At 70.3% G+C, this 18,944-nt stretch carries 15 protein-coding genes; 11 read left to right on the forward strand and 4 right to left on the reverse strand.

Annotated elements, in window-relative coordinates; all coding sequences use genetic code 11:
- Positions 1 to 15 precede the first annotated feature (15 nt).
- The 4 genes from GWK25_RS05120 to GWK25_RS05135 form a co-directional block, all read right to left on the reverse strand.
- On the reverse strand, positions 16 to 945 hold the full coding sequence (locus tag GWK25_RS05120; protein ID WP_215448675.1) for a class I SAM-dependent methyltransferase: 930 nt from the start codon (positions 943 to 945) through the stop codon (positions 16 to 18).
- Between the two features lie 177 nt (positions 946 to 1,122).
- Complete coding sequence (locus tag GWK25_RS05125; RefSeq protein WP_251828719.1) at positions 1,123 to 2,286, reverse strand: acyltransferase; 1,164 nt, start codon at positions 2,284 to 2,286, stop codon at positions 1,123 to 1,125.
- Positions 2,287 to 2,303: 17 nt separating this feature from the next.
- Positions 2,304 to 3,638 (reverse strand): alpha-2,8-polysialyltransferase family protein, encoded by a 1,335-nt coding sequence (locus tag GWK25_RS05130; RefSeq protein WP_215448677.1) that lies wholly within the window; start codon positions 3,636 to 3,638, stop codon positions 2,304 to 2,306.
- The gene (locus tag GWK25_RS05135; protein ID WP_215448678.1) at positions 3,635 to 4,612 is read right to left on the reverse strand and encodes a glycosyltransferase family 2 protein; all 978 of its coding nucleotides are present in this window, start codon (positions 4,610 to 4,612) and stop codon (positions 3,635 to 3,637) included. Before GWK25_RS05135 ends, GWK25_RS05130 begins: the two co-directional genes overlap by 4 nt.
- A gap of 198 nt (positions 4,613 to 4,810) precedes the next feature.
- Here GWK25_RS05135 and GWK25_RS05140 point away from each other — a divergent pair, with 198 nt between their 5' ends.
- From GWK25_RS05140 to GWK25_RS05190, 11 genes are all read left to right on the forward strand, one after another.
- The gene (locus GWK25_RS05140) at positions 4,811 to 6,166 is read left to right on the forward strand and encodes a DUF6716 putative glycosyltransferase (RefSeq protein ID WP_215448679.1); all 1,356 of its coding nucleotides are present in this window, start codon (positions 4,811 to 4,813) and stop codon (positions 6,164 to 6,166) included.
- Positions 6,167 to 6,210: 44 nt separating this feature from the next.
- On the forward strand, positions 6,211 to 7,512 hold the full coding sequence (locus GWK25_RS05145; protein ID WP_215448680.1) for an N-acylneuraminate cytidylyltransferase: 1,302 nt from the start codon (positions 6,211 to 6,213) through the stop codon (positions 7,510 to 7,512).
- Positions 7,513 to 7,527: 15 nt separating this feature from the next.
- Positions 7,528 to 8,466: an N-acetylneuraminate synthase family protein gene (locus GWK25_RS05150; protein WP_215448681.1), complete on the forward strand. Its 939-nt coding sequence runs from the start codon at positions 7,528 to 7,530 to the stop codon at positions 8,464 to 8,466.
- A 143-nt stretch (positions 8,467 to 8,609) separates the two neighbouring features.
- Entirely contained in the window at positions 8,610 to 9,716 is a 1,107-nt protein-coding gene (locus tag GWK25_RS05155) for a hypothetical protein (protein ID WP_215448682.1), read from the forward strand.
- 493 nt (positions 9,717 to 10,209) lie between these two features.
- Positions 10,210 to 11,463 carry an amidohydrolase gene (locus GWK25_RS05160; protein ID WP_215457210.1) on the forward strand — a complete coding sequence of 418 codons (1,254 nt, stop codon included), beginning with the start codon at positions 10,210 to 10,212 and terminating at the stop codon, positions 11,461 to 11,463.
- A 310-nt stretch (positions 11,464 to 11,773) separates the two neighbouring features.
- On the forward strand, positions 11,774 to 12,832 hold the full coding sequence (locus tag GWK25_RS05165; RefSeq protein WP_215448683.1) for a BMP family protein: 1,059 nt from the start codon (positions 11,774 to 11,776) through the stop codon (positions 12,830 to 12,832).
- 329 nt (positions 12,833 to 13,161) lie between these two features.
- Positions 13,162 to 14,214 carry a BMP family protein gene (locus GWK25_RS05170; RefSeq protein WP_215448684.1) on the forward strand — a complete coding sequence of 351 codons (1,053 nt, stop codon included), beginning with the start codon at positions 13,162 to 13,164 and terminating at the stop codon, positions 14,212 to 14,214.
- A gap of 284 nt (positions 14,215 to 14,498) precedes the next feature.
- Positions 14,499 to 16,073 (forward strand): ABC transporter ATP-binding protein, encoded by a 1,575-nt coding sequence (locus GWK25_RS05175; RefSeq protein WP_215448685.1) that lies wholly within the window; start codon positions 14,499 to 14,501, stop codon positions 16,071 to 16,073.
- Positions 16,073 to 17,209, forward strand: coding sequence for an ABC transporter permease (locus GWK25_RS05180; RefSeq protein WP_215448686.1), 1,137 nt, complete (start codon positions 16,073 to 16,075; stop codon positions 17,207 to 17,209). Before GWK25_RS05175 ends, GWK25_RS05180 begins: the two co-directional genes overlap by 1 nt.
- Positions 17,206 to 18,480 carry an ABC transporter permease gene (locus tag GWK25_RS05185; RefSeq protein WP_215448687.1) on the forward strand — a complete coding sequence of 425 codons (1,275 nt, stop codon included), beginning with the start codon at positions 17,206 to 17,208 and terminating at the stop codon, positions 18,478 to 18,480. Before GWK25_RS05180 ends, GWK25_RS05185 begins: the two co-directional genes overlap by 4 nt.
- Positions 18,477 to 18,884 carry a cytidine deaminase gene (locus tag GWK25_RS05190; RefSeq protein WP_184904314.1) on the forward strand — a complete coding sequence of 136 codons (408 nt, stop codon included), beginning with the start codon at positions 18,477 to 18,479 and terminating at the stop codon, positions 18,882 to 18,884. The genes GWK25_RS05185 and GWK25_RS05190 overlap by 4 nt, the downstream gene beginning before the upstream one ends.
- Positions 18,885 to 18,944: the final 60 nt, after the last annotated feature.

Here is an 18,944-nt window from a genome sequence, read left to right on the forward strand (position 1 = left end):
CCTTCCTGCCCCGTCTCACCTCCCCGGCCGGTTCGCCGCGCGCGCCTTCCTGATCGCCCTCGTCACCACCGGCGGCAGCAGGTCCGCGGCCAGTTTCCGGGCGGGGCTCCGGGGCGGGCGGCGGCGGGCCGGGGGCTGGGGTGCGGGCGCGACCGGGGCGGGTGCCGGCGGCGAGGGCTCGGTCCAGTGGCGGGACTTCGGGAAGGCCGGGGCCTTCATGCCCTTGGACTTCAGGCGCAGGATGCGGTGACCCGCGGCCCGCTGGTTGCTGAGGTGGCAGTCGTCCCGGTCCGCGACCATGGCGAGCAGCGCCTCCTGGAGGGGCTCGGGATCGCCCCAGGTGCCGTACAGCTTCTGCGTGCTGAGGCAGACGGGGTTGAGGCCCCGGTTGAGGACGGCCTCCCAGGCGGCGATGGAGACACCCGGTGTGTGCTCCGAGCGGAAGTCGTCGAGGACGACCAGGCCGCCGGGCAGGAGGACGTCCCGGGCGGCGGTGATGTCGGCCTCGACGTGCTCGTACAGGTGCGAGGCGTCGATGTGCACGAATCGGCAGGAGCGCGGCTGGACCTCGCCGGGGACGACCGAGCTGGGCCCCTGCAGCACACGCGGCAGTTCGTCGTGGAAGGAGAGGTAGTTCGCCTCGAACGCCCGACGGGTGAGCGTGCTGCGGTACGACTTGGTGGCCTCCGCCGCGTTGGCGTCGTCCGGTGCGTCGCTCTCGAAGAGGTCGCAGACCGTGTACGCCTCGCCCTCCTGGAGATGGTGGCCGAGGAAGATGGCGCTCTTGCCCATGTAGACGCCGACCTCCAGGAGGTCGCCCCGCTCGCCCGCTGCCTCCTGCCGGTTCAGGAACCAGTCGAAGAGCATCTGGTCGAGCACCGGGAACCAGCCGGGGACGTCATCGAGTTCACGGGGCAGTCGGATCGTGCCGTGTTCAGAGGTCATTTCAGAGGTCATGAGGACGGAAGACCTTCTTGCGTCGACGAGGCGAACAGGCGAACGGGCCAGGAACCTATGAGATGCCTTTGGCCCGGTCAAGGATGCTGCGGAGCCTCTCCGCGGAAGCGTTTTCGAATCCTCGCGTCGCATGAACAGTGGGCCAATTCCAGGTTCCGGGACCGTTCAGCGACGACGTCCTCCGAGTGACGTCCGCAGCAGCGGCTGCAACGGACGTTCGACCCACCGGTGCAGCAGCCAGGCGAGCGCCAGCATCAGCGCCACGGTGAGCGTGACGGTCAGGGCCGACGGAACACCCAGCCCCTGGTGCAGTGCCCGCACCACCGGCCAGCCCAGATGCTCGTGCACCAGGTAGAAGGGGTACGTCAGGGCCCCCGCGGTGGTCAGCCAGGGCCAGTCGACGCGGTTCAGCAGGCCCAGCGCCACGGCACCCACGGCCACGAAGCCGACGGTGACGGCGACGATGATGCCGAGCTGGGAGCGGTAGGAGAAGTAGTCGGCGTTCGGGGCGTGCCACATCGCCTCGACCGTCTGGTACTGGCTCAGCAGCAGACTGAAGACCACGATCAGCCAGGCGGCGGTGTCCCGGCGGTCGCGGTGCACCAGATAGAGGCCCATGCCCCCGATGAACAGGGACGCGTACTCCGGCATCAGGACCATGTCCAGCAAGGGCTCCTTCGCCCCGTGCGCGAGCACCGAGGCCAGGGTCCAGCCTCCGCAGAACCAGATCACCCGTCTGCGGGTCACCCCGGGCAGCACCACGCACAGCGCGAACAGGACGTAGAAGCGGACCTCCGCCCACAACGTCCAGCACACGCCGAGGACGCGGTCCGCACCGAGCGGCATCTGCAGCATCGTGAGGTTCACGAGGAACTCGCTGACCGACACCCGTGCGAAGGCGATCCCCGGCAGCGCGAACACCGCCGCCACCAGGATCACCGCCGCCCAGTACGCCGGCAGCAGCCGGGACGCCCGGGAGGCGAAGAACGCCTGCACCGACCGGCCCCAGCCGCTGGCGCAGATCACGAACCCGCTGATCACGAAGAAGGCCTGCACCCCGGCCCAGCCGTAGGCGAGCCAGCTGTGGGCGGTCGGGAACTGCACGGCGGGCGAGGCCCCCCACGCCTTCGCGATCTCGCCGTCCCGCCCGCCGTAGTGATAGGCGGCGACGGCGAGAGCGGCTATCAGCCGCAGCCCGTCGAGCGCGTAGAGCCGGGGCGCTGCCCGGCCGACGCCCGCTGCCGCGCCCCGAGAGGTGCCCGGGGAACTGCGCGAGAAGCCCCCACCGACCCCCGCCCGAGACTCGACCCGATCATCAACCTTGGTCAAAGAACTCACCGCGGAACTCACCCCAGAGTCGCCCGCTTGAGCGACCGTGCCCGCCGGGCGACCCTCCGCACCGTCGCGTTACGCGGAATGAACGCGAGCTGCACCGGAATCCCACCGGGCAGCCCCAGCGAGGTCAACCGCCGCCGCTTGAAGTACCGCAGCGTGTGCGTACTCAGATGCCGCGTCAGATACGCCTCGGTCTCCGCCCGCAGCGACGGGTAGATCTTCGACTGCATCGCGAACCCCACCGCCCGGACCAGGCTGTTGAGGTCGGACACCGCCGTGCCCGGCCGCTGGGAGGCGACGGCCGCCGCGTCCCCCAGCTCCGGCAGCAGCGCGTCCACGATCGTGACGGGCACCCGGTTGCTGTTCTCGTACGGGGCGAGCCGGTCCAGCAGCGCGCCCGTACCGACGCGGGCCACCGGCAGCCCGTACAGCGCGGAGGCCGTCAGCAGGGCGGTCGAGAAGCAGCCGACGACCAGGGCCGGACGCATCCGCTGGTAGAGCACCTCGGCGAGGACCGGCGTGTCCAGCACGGTCAGGTCGGCGCCGAGCCGCTCCGCCTCCTTCTCCAGACCGCGCGACCAGCGGGCCGGGGCACTGGGGTGCGGCTTGAACACGACCTTGGAATGCCCGAGCGCGACGGCACCCTTCAGCATCGTCACGTGGAGGTTCTCCTCCTCCTCGGCGGTCAGGATGCCGAGCGCGGAGAGGTACTGGCCGAGCAGCAGCGCCGGCTCCTCGATCGCGGGCAACTCGTCGCCCGTGTCCACGAGTTCGGCCAGCACCTTCACGAAGGCGTCCGTCGGCACGATCTCCGCCCCGACCCCGAACTCGGTGAGCAGCAGGGGTTCGAGCCCCGGCACGAGGTCCAGGTGGAGCAGCCGGTCGATACGGGTGCCGACCAGCGGGTCGATCTTGTTGCGGGTGGGGCCGTAGCTCATCAGGCCGTCGGCGTACACGGTCACCGGCGCGCCGGTGAAGATCTGCGTGAAGCCGAGCGCGGGGTGGACCTGGATGGACTCCACGGCCAGTTCGACGTCGTCGTCGCCCAGGTTCCACAGCAGCCGCAGATGCCGCTCCCACAGCGGTACGTCGTCCATGCGCGGGGACCAGCCGCCGGGGTGGAAGGGGGAGATGGTCTCGTTCCAGGAGATCACCTCGTCGAAGCGGGACCGCAGCCGCTCGAAGCCGGGCATCTCGTCCGGGCCGGGGGCCGTCTCCGGGGTCGCCGCGTTGTTGGAGACCAGCAGGATGCGCCGGGAGGCGGGGCGAAAGCACTCGGTGTCCAGGGCGGCGGCCAGCGTGGCCACGCCGTACAGGGTGGACGCCATGAAGATCTGCGTGGTCATGCGGCGACCCCCGTGGCGGCGGGACGACGGCGCAGCCGGCGCAGCCGGGTGGCGCGCTGGACGTCCATCGAGTCGAGGGCCTCGTCGAGCACGTCCTGCGGCATTCCGCGCAGCGCGACCGCGCTCATCGACTTCAGTTTCCGTGCCACCGCCGGCTCGAACCTTTCGATGGAACCCAAATGGTGGGAGATGATCGCGCAATAGGTGCGCACGGCCTTGGGGAGGAGTTTGTCCGCGTCCCGGTCCTTCGCGGTTTCCGCGACGACCTGGTCGAATGCGCGAATGAAATCGAGCTGTCGTACGTCGCCGATCTGGGTCAGCGAGGAAGCCACACCGCGCCGGTAGAAGACGCCCAGCAGCCCCACCGTGGCGAACGAATCGGCCTCCCGGTGCAGCTTCCAGATCCACGGCCGGTCCTCGGCCGTGCGCAGCCCGTGGGTGAAGTGCAGCACGCCCTTGTCGACCAGTCGGCGGTGGTAGATGCCCGCCCAGGCGTACGCGTAGTCCACGGAGGTGGAGCGGTCGGCGGGCAGGATCGCGTCGCGCGGGTTCATCACCACGCCCCGCCGCCCGATGGGCACCCGGTGGACCGAGCGGGCCCGCGCGGTGCACTGGACATGGTCCGTGCGCACGAAGTCGCAGCCCAACTCCTCGATCGCGCCCAACAGTTGAGGATAGTAGCCGGGGGCGAGCCAGTCGTCCCCGTCGAGGAACGTCAGGTACTCGCCGCGGGCCTTGTCGATGCCCGTGTTGCGCGCGGTCGCCAGTCCTCCGTTCTTCTCGTGTCTGACGTACACCGCCCCCGGCAGCTCGCGCTCCGCGCGCGCGAGAATGTCCGGTGTCTCGTCGCGGGAGCAGTCGTCGACGAGAATGAATTCGAAGTCCTCACGAGCGTTGGCTCCGAGGCTCTTCAGGGTGTCGGGCGCGTATTGCTGCACGTTGTAGAACGGCACGATGACGGAGAGCTTGACCACCCCCGTGACGTTAGGCGGCGCTCCGGCATTCGTCTTGACCAGCCGCTTGATGTCAGGTGAACGACGCGTGGCGGGACCGTGAACCAGATACTTTTCGGTGCCATTCGCGCCCCGATTCGCCGTTCGGCGATGTGCTGTTAACCCTTTGTTGCATTCGGGTTGGGCCGATCAACGGAATCGCTTCCTAGCGTCTTCGATGTGCCAGCAAGTGCTACGAACAGCCTGCGAGTCGCCGTGCTCGCGGATTCCGACACCCGGTGGAAATGGGGCGCGCTCACCGCGCACCGTCTCGCTCCGGAGGGCGCGGACATCCGCCTGGACGGCTTCCTCCTGCGCGGCCGGGCCACCCCCACGGCCCGCCAGCTCCAGGAGGTCGGGGTCCGCCCCGACTCCCTGCGCGAGGTGACCGGTCTCGAATTCCTGCGCGCCATGAAGGAGGACACGAAGGGGAACGCGTACGACGTCATCGTGCTCTCCCTCGTCGGCGGAGGCGTCCAGGCGATACTGCACGGCCTGCGCCGGGCCTGGGACGGCCGGACGAAGCGGCCCGTGGTCGTCACCGGTTACGTCGGTGTCGTCTACGAGAAGCTCGCCGACGGTCTGCTGCTGCGGCACGGCGCGGACCTCGTCCTCGCCAACTCCCGCCAGGACGCGGACCGTTTCCGGGCCGTCTACGAGGGTGTGGGCGCCGACGCCTCCTCGGTCACCGAGGTCGCGCTGCCCTTCCTGGGCGGCAAGGCGTACGCCGGCCCCGACGGCCCCTACACGGTCGTCTTCGCCGTACAGCCGTCCGTCCCGGACAACCGCCGGGACCGTACGTACCTGCTGAACCGCCTCGTCCAGCACGCGAGGCTGCACCCGGACCGCCAGGTGCTGCTGAAGCTGCGCTCCAAGCCGGGCGAGCACACCACGCACATCGAGGAACTGCCGTACCAGAAGCTGGCGGAGAAGCTTCCCGGCGGACTGCCGGCCAACTTCCGCCTCGCGTACGGGAACATGGGCGAGGTCCTCGACACCACCGACCTGCTGGTCACCATCAGTTCCACGGCGGCCCTGGAGTCGCTGCACCGCCGGATCCCCACCGTCGTCCTCACCGACCTCGGGATCCGCGAGACCCTCGGCAACCACCACTTCGTGGGCTCCGGCTGCCTCGCCTCCTGGGACCAGCTGGACGCCGGGTACGAGCCGACGCCGGACCCCGAGTGGGTGGCCCGGCAGGGGGTCATGGCCGGGGGCACCTCCCGGACGGAGTCCGGGGGAGGCTCGTACGCCACCGCCTTCGACGCCGCCCGTACCCGTATCGCGAAGCTGGTCGCGGCGCCCGAACTGCCGCCCCTCGCGCCGTACTACACGCCCGTCACCGCGCCCGGCTACCTCCCCGGCATCCTCGCCCGCCACCACCTCGGCCCCGACGGCGCACCGCTGCCCGGGTCGCCCGCGGAGGAGCGGCAGGCCGGGCCCGTACGGCAGATCGTGCGCCGGGCGGCGCGCGGCGCCTACCGCCACGGAGTGCAGCGCGTGGCGCCCGTCATCCGCCGGATGGGGGAGCTGTGAGCCGCCGCCCCACCGCCTCGCAAGAGCCGCAAGGAGTTCCCGACATGTCCAACCCGGAAGCGGGCCAGGCGCCTTCCGCCCGCCGCGTCCTCGCCGTGATCCCCGCGCGGGGCGGCTCCAAGGGCGTCCCCGCGAAGAACCTCGCCCCCGTCGGCGGCGTTCCGCTGGTGGCCCGCGCGGTCCGCGAGTGCCTCGCCGCCCAGCTGGTGACGGACGTCGTCGTCTCCACCGACGACCACGCCATCGCCGCCGCCGCCCGTGAGTCCGGCGCCGAGGTCGTCCTGCGCCCCGCCGCGATCGCCGGAGACACCGCCACCTCCGAGGCCGCCGTCCTGCACGCCCTGGACGTCCACGAGTCCCGCCACGGCGCCCCCGTCGACGTCGTCCTCCTCGTCCAGTGCACCAGCCCGTTCATCCTCCGCGAGGACATCGACGGCGTCGCCCGCGCCGTCGTCGAACACGGCGCCGACACCGCCCTCACCGTCGCCCCGTTCCACGGCTTCATCTGGCGCGACACGGCGGACGAGCCCGCGACCGCCCAGGCCGCCCACCCGGGAGGCACGGACGGCGAGACCCCGGAGCCCGCCGACACCACCGGCGGCTACGGCGTCAACCACGACAAGTCCTTCCGCCCCCGCCGCCAGGACCGCCCCCAGGACCTGCTGGAGACCGGTGCCGCCTACGCCATGGACGCGGCCGGGCTGCGCAAGCACCAGCACCGCTTCTTCGGCCGTACGGAACCCGTCCGCACCGACCCTGCCCGGGTCCTGGAGATCGACGACCCGCACGACCTCGCCCGCGCCCAGGCCCTCGCGCCGCTCTTCGACGCGAACCGGCCCGGCGCCCTCCCCGCCTACGACGACATCGACGCCGTAGTCCTCGACTTCGACGGCACCCAGACCGACGACCGGGTGCTGATCGACTCCGACGGACGGGAGTTCGTCTCCGTGCACCGCGGCGACGGACTCGGCATCGCGGCCCTCCGCAGGAGCGGCCTGAAGATGCTCATCCTGTCCACGGAACAGAACCCGGTCGTCGCCGCACGGGCCCGGAAGCTCAAGATCCCGGTCCTGCACGGCATCGACCGCAAAGACCTCGCGCTGAAGCAGTGGTGCGAGGAGCAGGGCATCGCGCCGGAGCGCGTGCTCTACGTCGGCAACGACGTCAACGACCTCCCGTGCTTCGCCCTCGTGGGCTGGCCCGTGGCGGTCGGCAGCGCCCACGACGTCGTACGCGGCGCCGCACGCGCGGTCACCACCGTCCCCGGCGGTGAAGGCGCGATCCGGGAGATCGCCGGCTGGATCCTCGGTCCCTCTCTCGACTCTCTCGACCCCCTCGACAAGTAAGGAACTGGTCCCACCATGAGCACCAACTCCCGTCTGCGCACGTTCGGTTCGAAGACCGCCGGCCCCGGACACCCCGTCTACGTCGTCGGCGAGATCGGCATCAACCACAACGGTGAGCTGGAGAACGCCTTCAAGCTGATCGACGCCGCCGCCGAGGCCGGCTGCGACGCCGTCAAGTTCCAGAAGCGCACCCCCGAGATCTGCACCCCCCGCGACCAGTGGGACATCGAGCGCGACACCCCCTGGGGCCGCATGACCTACATCGACTACCGCCACCGCGTGGAGTTCGGTGAGGACGAGTACCGCCAGATCGACGAGTACTCCAAGGAGAAGGGCATCGACTGGTTCGCCTCCCCGTGGGACACCGAGGCCGTCGCCTTCCTGGAGAAGTTCGACGTCCCCGCCCACAAGGTGGCCTCCGCCTCCCTGACCGACGACGAGCTGCTGCGCGCCCTGCGCGCCACCGGCCGCACGGTCATCCTCTCCACCGGCATGTCGACCCCCAAGCAGATCCGGCACGCGGTCGAGGTCCTCGGCTCCGACAACATCCTGCTCTGCCACGCCACCTCGACGTACCCGGCCAAGGCCGAGGAGCTCAACCTCCGCGTCATCAACACCCTCCAGGCCGAGTACCCGAACGTCCCGATCGGCTACTCCGGCCACGAGACCGGCCTGCAGACCACGCTCGCCGCCGTCGCCCTCGGCGCCACCTTCGTCGAGCGCCACATCACCCTCGACCGCGCGATGTGGGGCTCCGACCAGGCCGCCTCCGTCGAGCCCCAGGGCCTGACCCGCCTGGTCCGCGACATCCGCACCATCGAGGCCTCCCTCGGCGACGGCGTCAAGAAGGTCTACGACTCCGAGCTCGGCCCCATGAAGAAGCTGCGCCGTGTCGCCGGCGTCGTCGCCGAGGCGGAGATCGCGGTGGCGGCGGGCGAGCCGGTCGGCGTCTGACCGACCGCAGGTAGCCGCGGGCCGTCGTGCCGCCGGGGCGGCACGGGTGGCCCGCGGCCCGCGGCGGCACCCGCCACCGCAGGCAAGCGATCCCCCGCCCCGCCCCCAACATCCGTACTCCCGGAAGCGACGGACATACGTCGATGAGCCCCCGCACCGGAACCGCCGCCCCCCACACTCTCGCCTTCGTCGAGAGCCCGGTACAGCTCCTGAACGTGCTGGAGTGGGCGCACACCCACGCCCTCGGCACCCCCGAGGACCCCGGCGCGGGGCCCTTCGGTTCCGGTGGCGCGGGGCTCACCCTGGTGATCCTGTCGCCGAACGACCCCATGACCCGGGGCCAGCTGCGCCGCATGACGGAGCTGGCCCGGGACGAGGGCCACGACGTGCGCTGGGAGGAGGCGCGCGGCGGCACCGCCGCCCCCTTCCGCACCGTCGGCGGCCTCGCCCCGCTGCTGCGCGCCGCGCGCCGCATCGTCCTGGGCGACCCCTTCTCCCGGTACGTCCAGCTCCTGCTGACCATCACCCGGGCGTCGGACGTGGTCGTCGTCGACGACGGCACCGCGACCATGGAGTTCGTCTCCCAGCTGGCCCGGGGCGAACGCCTCGTGCGCTGGCACCGCAAGGGCGGCCGCCCCGGCCCTCGCGACCTGATCTTCGCCCCGGTCTCCTCCAGGGCCCGCAAACGCCTCACCCCGGCCGGCGGCCGACGGGTCGAGGTCTTCTCCTCCATGCCGATCGACGAGGCCCCCGAGGGCGTCTCCGTCACCGCCAACGACTTCGCCTGGACCCGCTCCCGCTTCGGCCCGCCCCGCATCACCAAGGGCGCCGACCTCGTGGGCACTTCCCTCGTGGAGACCGGAGTGGTCGACGGCGACCGCTACCTCGAAGCCGTCCGCTCCCTCGCGAAGGCCCACGGCGCCACCCGGTACTTCGCCCACCGCCGCGAGAGCGCCGAGAAACTCCACACCCTCGGCGCGGAGACCGGCCTGGAGATCGTCCGCCCCGACCTCCCCCTGGAACTCATCGCCCGCCGCGGTCCCATCGGCCGGACGATCCTGAGCTTCCCGTCGACGGTCGTCCACACCCTGCCCCTGGCTTTGGCCGGGACGGACGTGCGCGTCGCCGTCTGCGACATCGACCCCGGCTGGCTCACCGAGAACGCCTCCCCCCGCGCCCAGGGCTTCCTGTCCGGCGTCACGGGCACGGCCCGGGACGTCCACCGGCTGTCGTCGGTGGCGTCGGCCTGAGGGTCCGGCGGGGACCACTTGTCCCCGTGTCCCGGGTCACGGGGAGACCGTGATCCCTGTCACCTCGGGTACGCGTGCGCGACCCGGTCGGTCAACCGGTCGCCGACGCCCCCGAACGCCCGGACAACCGCAGGCCACCGCCCCCGTCCCAGCTGGTCGGGGTGGCGGTCCGGCCGCACGGTCGAACACACGACGTAGCCGCCCGGTCGCGCGGTGGTGACGCTTCCGGCACCGTGGGACGACGGATACGTGGTAAGGGTGGAGTGTGGGAATCGTTCGGGCACCCCCGGACGTTTAGTCGATGGGATTCGCGGGCAAACCCGGCGCTCCCGTCTCCGAGGGCCACCCGAACCGAAAGACGGACGGGTATACCCATCCCTGCCAATACGTATGCGGTGTGCGGCCGGAAAACTTCCCTCACAGGCTGATTTTTTGTTGATCGAGGGTTAGAAGGTCGCCCGATCGCCCTACCCTTCAGAGGGTGAACCAACTGATGTCCCGAGAGTCCGAGGCCGATCTGCCAGGGGAAGCCGAAGCGTCGCTCCCCGGCACGTTGCCGGAAGCCCTGCGTGCCGAACTCGTCGCGTTCCGCCGCGACTTGCACATGCACCCGGAGCTCGGCAACCAGGAGTTCCGTACGACCGCCGCGATCAAGGCCCGCCTGGAGAAGGCAGGGCTCAGGCCGCGTGTGCTCGAGACCGGGACCGGACTCATCTGTGACATCGGCGACTGGAGCGGCGCCGACCACTCCGCGCTCGCCCTGCGCGCCGACATCGACGCCCTCCCGATCCCGGACACCAAGGTGGACTGCGACTACCGCTCCACCGTGCCGGACCGCGCCCACGCCTGCGGCCACGACGTGCACACCACCGTCGTCCTCGGTGCCGGCCTCGTCCTCGCCGACCTGCACCGCAGGGGAGAGCTGCCCCGCCCCGTGCGGCTGATCTTCCAGCCGGCCGAGGAGGTGCTGCCCGGCGGCGCCGCGGACGTGATCAGGACCGGCTCGCTCGAAGGCGTCGGCCGGATCATCGCCGTCCACTGCGACCCCCGCGTCGACGCGGGCCGCATCGGGCTGCGCCACGGCCCCATCACCTCGGCCTGCGACCGGCTGGAGCTCTCCCTGGACGGCCCGGGCGGCCACACCGCGCGCCCGCACCTCACGACCGACCTCGTCACCGCCGCCGCCCGGGTCGTCACCGACGTGCCCGCGCTGGTCGCCCGCCGCTTCGACGCCCGCGCCGGGCTCGTCGTGACCTGGGGCCGCATCGAGTCGGGCCACGCGCCGAACGTCATCCCGCAGCACGCCGAACTCTCCGGCACCGTCCGCTGTCTGGACATCAACGCCTGGCGGCAGGCCCCCGACCTGATCCACGAGGCGGTCCAGGAGGTCGCGGTCATGCACCGCGCCAAGCCCGAGATCAACTACATCCGGGGCGTCCCGCCGGTCGTCAACGACCCCGTCGTCACCGAGCTGCTGCACGACTCGATGGTGGCCCGCCGCGGCGTGAAGTCCGTCGAGGACACCGAGCAGAGCCTCGGCGGCGAGGACTTCTCCTGGTACCTGGAGCACGTCCCCGGCGCCATGGCCCGCCTGGGCGTCCGCCGTCCGGGCGACCTCACCGTCCGCGACCTCCACCAGGGCGACTTCGACGCCGACGAACACGCCATCACCGTGGGCGTCGAGCTCTTCACCGCGGCCGCCCTCCTCGACGCCCGCATGCGGCTCCTCGACGCGGCCGGCCGGTAACCCCCTCCGGAGCCCTCGGCTTGCGCCCCGTCCACCCTCGCGGCAGCCTGGTGCGCGTGTCCGTACGAGCCCCGTACGGACCGCGCACGCTCACGCTGAAGTCACCCCTGTACACGGACCGCGAGGGACGCGAAAGGCCCCGTGCCCGAGACGTCCCTTTCGATCCCCTGGTTCACGAGGGCGTAACGGCCACCGGCACGAATGGATAACGGCCAGTCGAAACCCCGTTCCCAGGAGGGTCTACGCGCGTTAATGTGCGCCGAACTGAGCACCCGGTCGCGGGGCTTTGGAGAAGATGGGGAACTTCAAGATGCGTCGGATTTCCAAACTGACCCGCGTCGCGGTGGGGGTCGCGTCGCTGGCGCTCGCCGCCACGGCCTGTGGTGGTACCAGCAGTGAGAGCAGCGGCAGCGGTGGCGAGACCAGCAAGGGCGAAAAGGGCCTCGCGATCGCGTACGACATCGGCGGCAAGGGCGACCAGTCCTTCAACGACGCCGCGTACGCGGGCCTGGAGAAGGCTCAGAAGGAGTTCGGTTACCAGACCGAGGACATCGAGCCCACCGAGGGCGAGACGGACGCCGACAAGCAGCAGCGTCTGGAGTCCCTGGCCAAGCAGGGCTACAACCCGGTCATCGGTGTCGGCTTCGCCTACGGCCCGGCCATGGAGGCCGCCGCCAAGCAGTACCCGGACACCACCTTCGGCATCGTCGACTCGGTCGTCGAGGGCAAGAACGTCGCGTCCCTCGTCTTCGCCGAGCAGGAGGCCTCGTACCTCGCCGGTGTCGCGGCCGCCAAGGCCACCAAGTCGAACACCGTGGGCTTCATCGGCGGTGTGGACATCCCGCTGATCCACAAGTTCGAGGCCGGCTACAAGCAGGGCGTCGAGGACACCAGCGGCGGCAAGGTCAAGGTCGTCTCGCAGTACCTGACCCAGACGGCCGAGGAGGGCGGCTTCTCCAGCCCCGACAAGGGCAAGGCCGCCGCCGAGGGCCAGATCGAGAAGAACGCGGACGTCCTCTACCAGGCCGCCGGCCTCTCCGGCCAGGGTGTCATCGAGGCCGCCGCCAAGGCCAAGGTCTGGGCGATCGGCGTCGACTCCGACCAGTACAACCAGGAGGCCCTGGCCCCCTACAAGGAGTACATCCTCACCTCCGCCCTCAAGGACGTCGGCGGTGCGGTCTACGCCCTCGCCAAGTCCGTCGAGGACGGCAAGCCCCTCGAGGGTGTCCAGACCTTCGACCTGAAGGTCGACGGCGTGGGCCTCGCCGACTCCAACCCGAAGATGGCCGAGATCGCCGGCCTCTCGGACGCGGTCGCCAAGGCCAAGAAGGAAATCATCGACGGCACGATCAAGGTGAAGACCGAGTAACGGTCGCATCTCCGCGAGCGCGCACAGGCGGGGTGGGTGTACCTGTACACCCACCCCGCCTCACTTGTGTCCCGGGGTCTTCCGGGGGCGCGGGGAACTGCGCGACCAGCCACAACGCACGGACGATCGCGACTCGACGGGCACCCCCCACCCCTGACGCCCAGAACCCCCGCCCCACGTTGCAACACGGCCCCATAACAACGTGGTCCACCAGGCTTCACCCGGAGGGTCTACGCGCGTTACTCTGCGGCGAAAGCCATATAAGGCGCCGATGCTGTGCAGCACTACTGCCCAGTACCCCCCGGCGCTGTACGACAGGAGCACCACAAATGCGCCGGGTTTCCCGCCTCGCGGTCGCAGGCGCAGCGACCGCCTCCCTCGCCCTCGCCCTCTCCGCCTGTGGCGGTACGTCGACGGACGCCTCGTCCTCGGCCGACTCCAAGGGCGACATGGGCCTCGCCATCGCGTACGACGTCGGCGGCAAGGGCGACCAGTCCTTCAACGACGCGGCCTACGCGGGCCTGGAGAAGGCGAAGAAGGAGTTCGGGTACAAGACGCAGGACATCGAGCCCACCGAGGGCGAGACGGACGCCGACAAGGAGCAGCGCCTGGTCTCCCTGGCGAAGCAGGGCTACAACCCGGTCGTCGGTGTCGGCTACGCCTACGCTACGGCCGTGAAGGCCGCCGCCGAGCAGTACCCGGACACCACCTTCGGCATCGTCGACGACTCCACGGTCCAGCTGGACAACGTCGCTGACCTGGTCTTCTCCGAGGAGCAGGCCTCGTACCTCGCCGGCGTCGCGGCGGCCAAGGTCACCAAGACGAACACGGTCGGCTTCGTCGGCGGCGTGGACATCCCGCTGATCCACAAGTTCCAGGCGGGCTTCGCGCAGGGCGTCAAGGACACCAACCCCAAGGCCAAGGTGCTCACCCAGTACCTGACCCAGACGGCCGAGGAGGGCGGCTTCTCCAGCCCCGACAAGGGCAAGACGGCCGCCGAGGGCCAGATCGAGAAGAAGGCCGACGTCGTGTACGCGGCGGCCGGTCTGTCGGGCCAGGGCGTGATCGAGGCCGCCGCCGCGAACAAGATCTGGGCGATCGGCGTCGACTCCGACCAGTACAAGCAGGAAGCCCTCGCGACGTACAAGGACTTCATCCTGACCTCGGCGACGAAGGACGTCGCCAAGGCGGTGTACAACCTGGCGAAGTCGGTCGAGGACGGCAAGCCCGAGACCGGTATCGTCAGGGGCGATCTGAAGACCGGCGAGGTCGGCCTCGCCGACTCCAACCCGAAGTTCAAGAGCGACACCGAGCTCCAGGAGGCCATCGCCACGGCCAAGGAGAAGATCATCAGCGGCGAGATCAAGGTCAAGACCAGCTGATCCAGGTCGCGACCGACCACCCAGCCACAGCACGAGCAGCCGGGCGACCGAGGGGGCGGTCTCGGACACCACCGAGGCCCTCCCGGAGTCTCCAGTAACCGCGGGGTTACGTCCGCTCAACGGGGCACGGGGAGTATCGCTCCCTGTACCCCGTTGTCCCGGTGCGTCGCCGCCCAATTTCGATGCCGTAGGGGCGCTACGCGCGTAGACGACCCCCTTTCCCAGGAGAGTGCGCCATCAACGCGTCCAGCAGCCCTCCGGCCGACGCGGCGGTCAACGACTCGGTGACCGCCGTCGAACTCGCCGGGATCACCAAGCGATTCCCCGGCGTCGTGGCCAACCACGACATCCACCTGACCGTCCGCAAGGGCACCGTCCACGCCCTCGTCGGGGAGAACGGCGCCGGCAAGTCGACCCTGATGAAGATCCTCTACGGCATGCAGAAGCCGGACGAGGGCACCATCGCGGTCGACGGCGAACACGTCTCGTTCTCCTCCCCGGCCGACGCCATCGTGCGCGGCATCGGCATGGTCCACCAGCACTTCATGCTCGCCGACAACCTCACGGTCCTGGAGAACGTGGTCCTCGGCAGCGAGAAGCTCCACGGCATCGGCGCCAAGGCCCGCCGCAAGATCAAGGAGATCTCCGACCGCTACGGCTTCGGGGTCCGCCCCGATGTCCTGGTCGAGGAGCTGGGCGTCGCCGAGCGCCAGCGCGTGGAGATCCTCAAGGTCCTCTACCGGGGCGCCCGCACCCTCATCCTGGACGAGCCGACCGCCGTCCTGGTGCCCCAGGAGGTCGACTCCCTCTTCGCCAACCTGCGCGAACTCAAGGCGCAGGGCCTCGCGGTCATCTTCATCTCGCACAAGCTGGGCGAGGTGCTCTCCGTCGCCGACGAGATCACCGTCATCCGACGCGGCACGACCGTCGGCACGGCCGTCCCCGCCGAGACCACCCCGCGCCAGCTCGCCGAGCTGATGGTCGGCAGCGAACTGCCCACCCCCGAGACGGCCGAGTCCACGGTGACCGACCGTCCCGTCCTCACCGTCAAGGACCTCCGTCTGGAGGCCGTCGGCGGCAAGGCGCTGCTCGACGACATCACCTTCACCATCCACGCGGGCGAGGTCCTGGGCCTGGCCGGCGTCGAGGGCAACGGCCAGACCGAGCTGGTCGACGCTCTCATCGGCCTGAAGTCCGCCGACTCCGGCACGATCTCGCTCGCCGACGAGGAGATCACCACCTGGGCCACCCGCAAGCGCCGCGAGCAGGGCGTCGGCTACATCCCCGAGGACCGCCACCGGCACGGTCTGCTCCTGGAGGCCCCCCTCTGGGAGAACCGTATCCTCGGCCATGTGACCGAGCGGCCCAACGCCAAGGGCGTCTGGCTCGACCCGAAGGCCGCACAGGAGGACACCCGCCGGATCGTCGCCGAGTACGACGTCCGCACCCCCGGCATCGACGTCACCGCCGCCTCCCTCTCCGGCGGCAACCAGCAGAAGCTGATCGTCGGCCGCGAGATGAGCCACAAGCCGCGGTTCCTGATCGCCGCCCACCCCACCCGCGGTGTGGACGTGGGCGCGCAGGCCCAGATCTGGGACCAGATCCGCGAGGCCCGCCGCGAGGGCCTGGCCGTGCTGCTGATCTCCGCCGACCTGGACGAGCTGATCGGCCTGTCCGACACCCTCCGGGTGATCTACAACGGCAAGCTGGTCGCCGACGCCGACCCGGCCACCATCACCCCCGAGGAGCTGGGCTCGGCCATGACCGGTGCAGCCACCGGCCACCTCGAACACGAAGAGACCCCTGAGACCTCGGCGGACGAGTCCGCGTCCGGGTCCGAGGAAGACGAGGCCCGCTGATGAAGAAGTTCGACAAGGAGCGCGTGCTCCTCGCGGTGGCCGGACCGGTCCTCGCGCTCGCCGTGGCCTTCGCGCTGACCGCGATCGTGCTGCTGGCCTCCGGCAAGAACCCGGTCGAGCCGTTCTCGATCATGTTCGAGCAGGCCTCGTTCTCCGACATTCAGGTCCGGATCATCAACCAGGCCTCGCTGTACTACATCGCGGCCCTGGCGGTGGCCATCGGCTTCCGGATGAACCTGTTCAACATCGGTGTCGACGGCCAGTACCTCCTCGGCGCCATGATCACCGCGATCGTCGGCGCCCACATGGACCTGCCGGCCGCCCTCCAGATCCCGCTGCTGATGCTCACCGCGATCTGCACCGGCGCGTTCTGGGCCTCCATCGTCGGTGTCCTCAAGGTCACCCGCGGCGTCAGCGAGGTCGTCTCCTCGATCATGCTGAACGCGATCGCGACCTCCGTCATCGGCTACCTCTGGCTGCCGAACGTCTTCGGCGTCAAGGTCGGCAACAACAACACCACCGGCGAGATGGCCGAGTCGGGCTGGGTGCCCGGCATCGACATGGGCAAGGCCGGCGAGATCTACGGCCTGGTCCTCCTCGCCGTCCTCCTCGGCGTCGGCTACTGGGTCGTCATCAACCGCACCCGCTTCGGCTTCGACCTGCGGGCCTCCGGCGCCTCGGAGTCGGCCGCCGCGGCCAGCGGTGTCGACCCCAAGCGCATGATCCTCACCGCCATGCTGATCTCCGGTGGTGTCGCGGGGCTCGCGGGCCTGCCGATCCTGCTCGGCGACACCCACACCTACAGCCTCAACTTCCCCACCGGTATCGGCTTCCTGGGCATCGGCATCGCTCTCCTCGGCCGAAACGGTCCCGTCGGCATCGCCTTCGCCGCCCTGCTGTGGGCCTGGCTCGACAAGGCCTCCCCGGAGCTGGACTTCCACGGTTACGACAAGGAGATCGCGGTCATCATGCAGGGCCTGATCGTGCTCTCGGTCGTCGTCTCCTACGAGACCGTCCGCGAGTGGGGCCTGCGCCGGCAGCAGCGCCGCGTCGGCGCCGAGCTCGCCGCCGGGAACGTCCTCGGCGCGGACGCCTCCGACAACAACAACGTCAAGAAGGAGGTGTCGGGCCGATGACCACGAGCACCACCGCGACCGACCTCAACCAGCCCTCGCTGGAGCCGACCGCCCCGACCGGGCGCAAGATGTCGCTGCCCGTGCTGCTGCTGGTCATCGCCGGCGTCCTGGCACTCACCTCGATCGTCCGCATCATCACCGGCGCCGACGGCATCACCAACGTCAGCCAGATGTCCACCGCGCTGGAGCTGGCCGTCCCGATCGGCCTGGCCGGTCTCGGCGGTCTGTGGGCCGAGCGCGCGGGCGTCGTCAACATCGGCCTCGAAGGCATGATGATCCTCGGCACCTGGTTCGGTGCCTGGGCCGGCTTCCAGTGGGGCCCCTGGACCGGCGTCCTGGTCGGCATCATCGGCGGCTGCGTCGGCGGCCTGCTGCACGCCTTCGTCACCGTCACCTTCAACGTCAACCACATCGTCTCCGGTGTGGCCATCAACATCCTCGCCCTCGGCGCCACCCGCTACCTGGCCCCCCTCGCCTTCGAGGGCCACCAGGGCGGTTCGGCCAAGCAGTCCCCGCCGGTCGAGTCCATCGGTGACTTCACCATCCCGGGACTGTCGGACGCACTGAGCGAACTCAACTCCAAGGGCTGGTTCTTCGTCTCGGACCTCGCCGGCCTGCTCGGCGGTCTGGTCACCAACGTCTCGTGGCTGACCCTCGTCGCCGTCGCACTGATCCCCGCCACCTGGTGGATCCTGTGGCGCTCCGCCTTCGGTCTGCGCCTGCGCTCCTGCGGTGAGAACCCCATCGCCGCCGAGTCCCTCGGCGTCAACGTCTACAAGTACAAGTACCTCGCCGTGATCATCTCCGGCGGTCTGGCCGGCCTCGGCGGAGCCTTCCTCTCCATCGTCGCCAACCCCTTCTACCTGGAGGGCCAGACCAGCGGCCGCGGCTTCATCGGTCTCGCCGCGATGATCTTCGGCAACTGGATGCCGGGCGGCCTCGCCCTCGGCGCCGGCCTCTTCGGCTACACCGACAGCCTCAACCTGCGCGGCGGCTCCGAGAACGTCCACGCCCTGCTGCTCCTCGGCGCCCTCCTGCTGATCATCGGCGCGATCTGGCAGGCCGTGCGCAGGAAGTACGTCGCGGCCGCGATCACCTTCGTCGTCGGCGCCCTGGTCTTCGCCTGGTACGCGACCACCAACGAGGTCCCGAACCAGGTCGTCGCCGCCACGCCGTACGTCATCACCCTGATCGTCCTCGCGCTCTCCGCACAACGGCTGCGGATGCCGAAGGCGGACGGCCTGCCGTACCGCAAGGGCCAGGGCAAGTGACCGCCGGCGCACCGGCCGAGGCCGACTGGGACGAACTGCGCGCCCTCGCGCGGGACGCCATGTCCCACGCGTACGCCCCGTACTCGGGCTACCCGGTGGGCGTGGCCGCCCGCGTCGACGACGGCCGCACGGTCTCCGGCTGCAACGTCGAGAACGCCTCGTACGGCCTCGGCCTGTGCGCCGAGTGCGGACTGGTCTCGGAGCTGCAGCGCACGGGCGGCGGCCGGCTGACGCACTTCACCTGCGTCGACGGCAAGGGCGAGATCCTCGTGCCCTGCGGCCGCTGCCGACAGCTGCTGTACGAGTTCGGCGGCCCCGGCCTGCTGCTGGAGACCCCGGCGGGAATCCTGCCCCTCTCGGAGATGCTGCCCCAGGCCTTCGGTCCGGGCCATCTCACCAAGTAACTCCCGTGCGGCCCCTCCTGACGACCGGTCGGAGGGGCCGCGCACTTTCGCAGATCTTTG

Origin of the sequence: Streptomyces sp. ATCC 21386 (genome assembly GCF_018728545.1) — a bacterium.
In the GTDB taxonomy this organism is placed as follows: domain Bacteria; phylum Actinomycetota; class Actinomycetes; order Streptomycetales; family Streptomycetaceae; genus Streptomyces.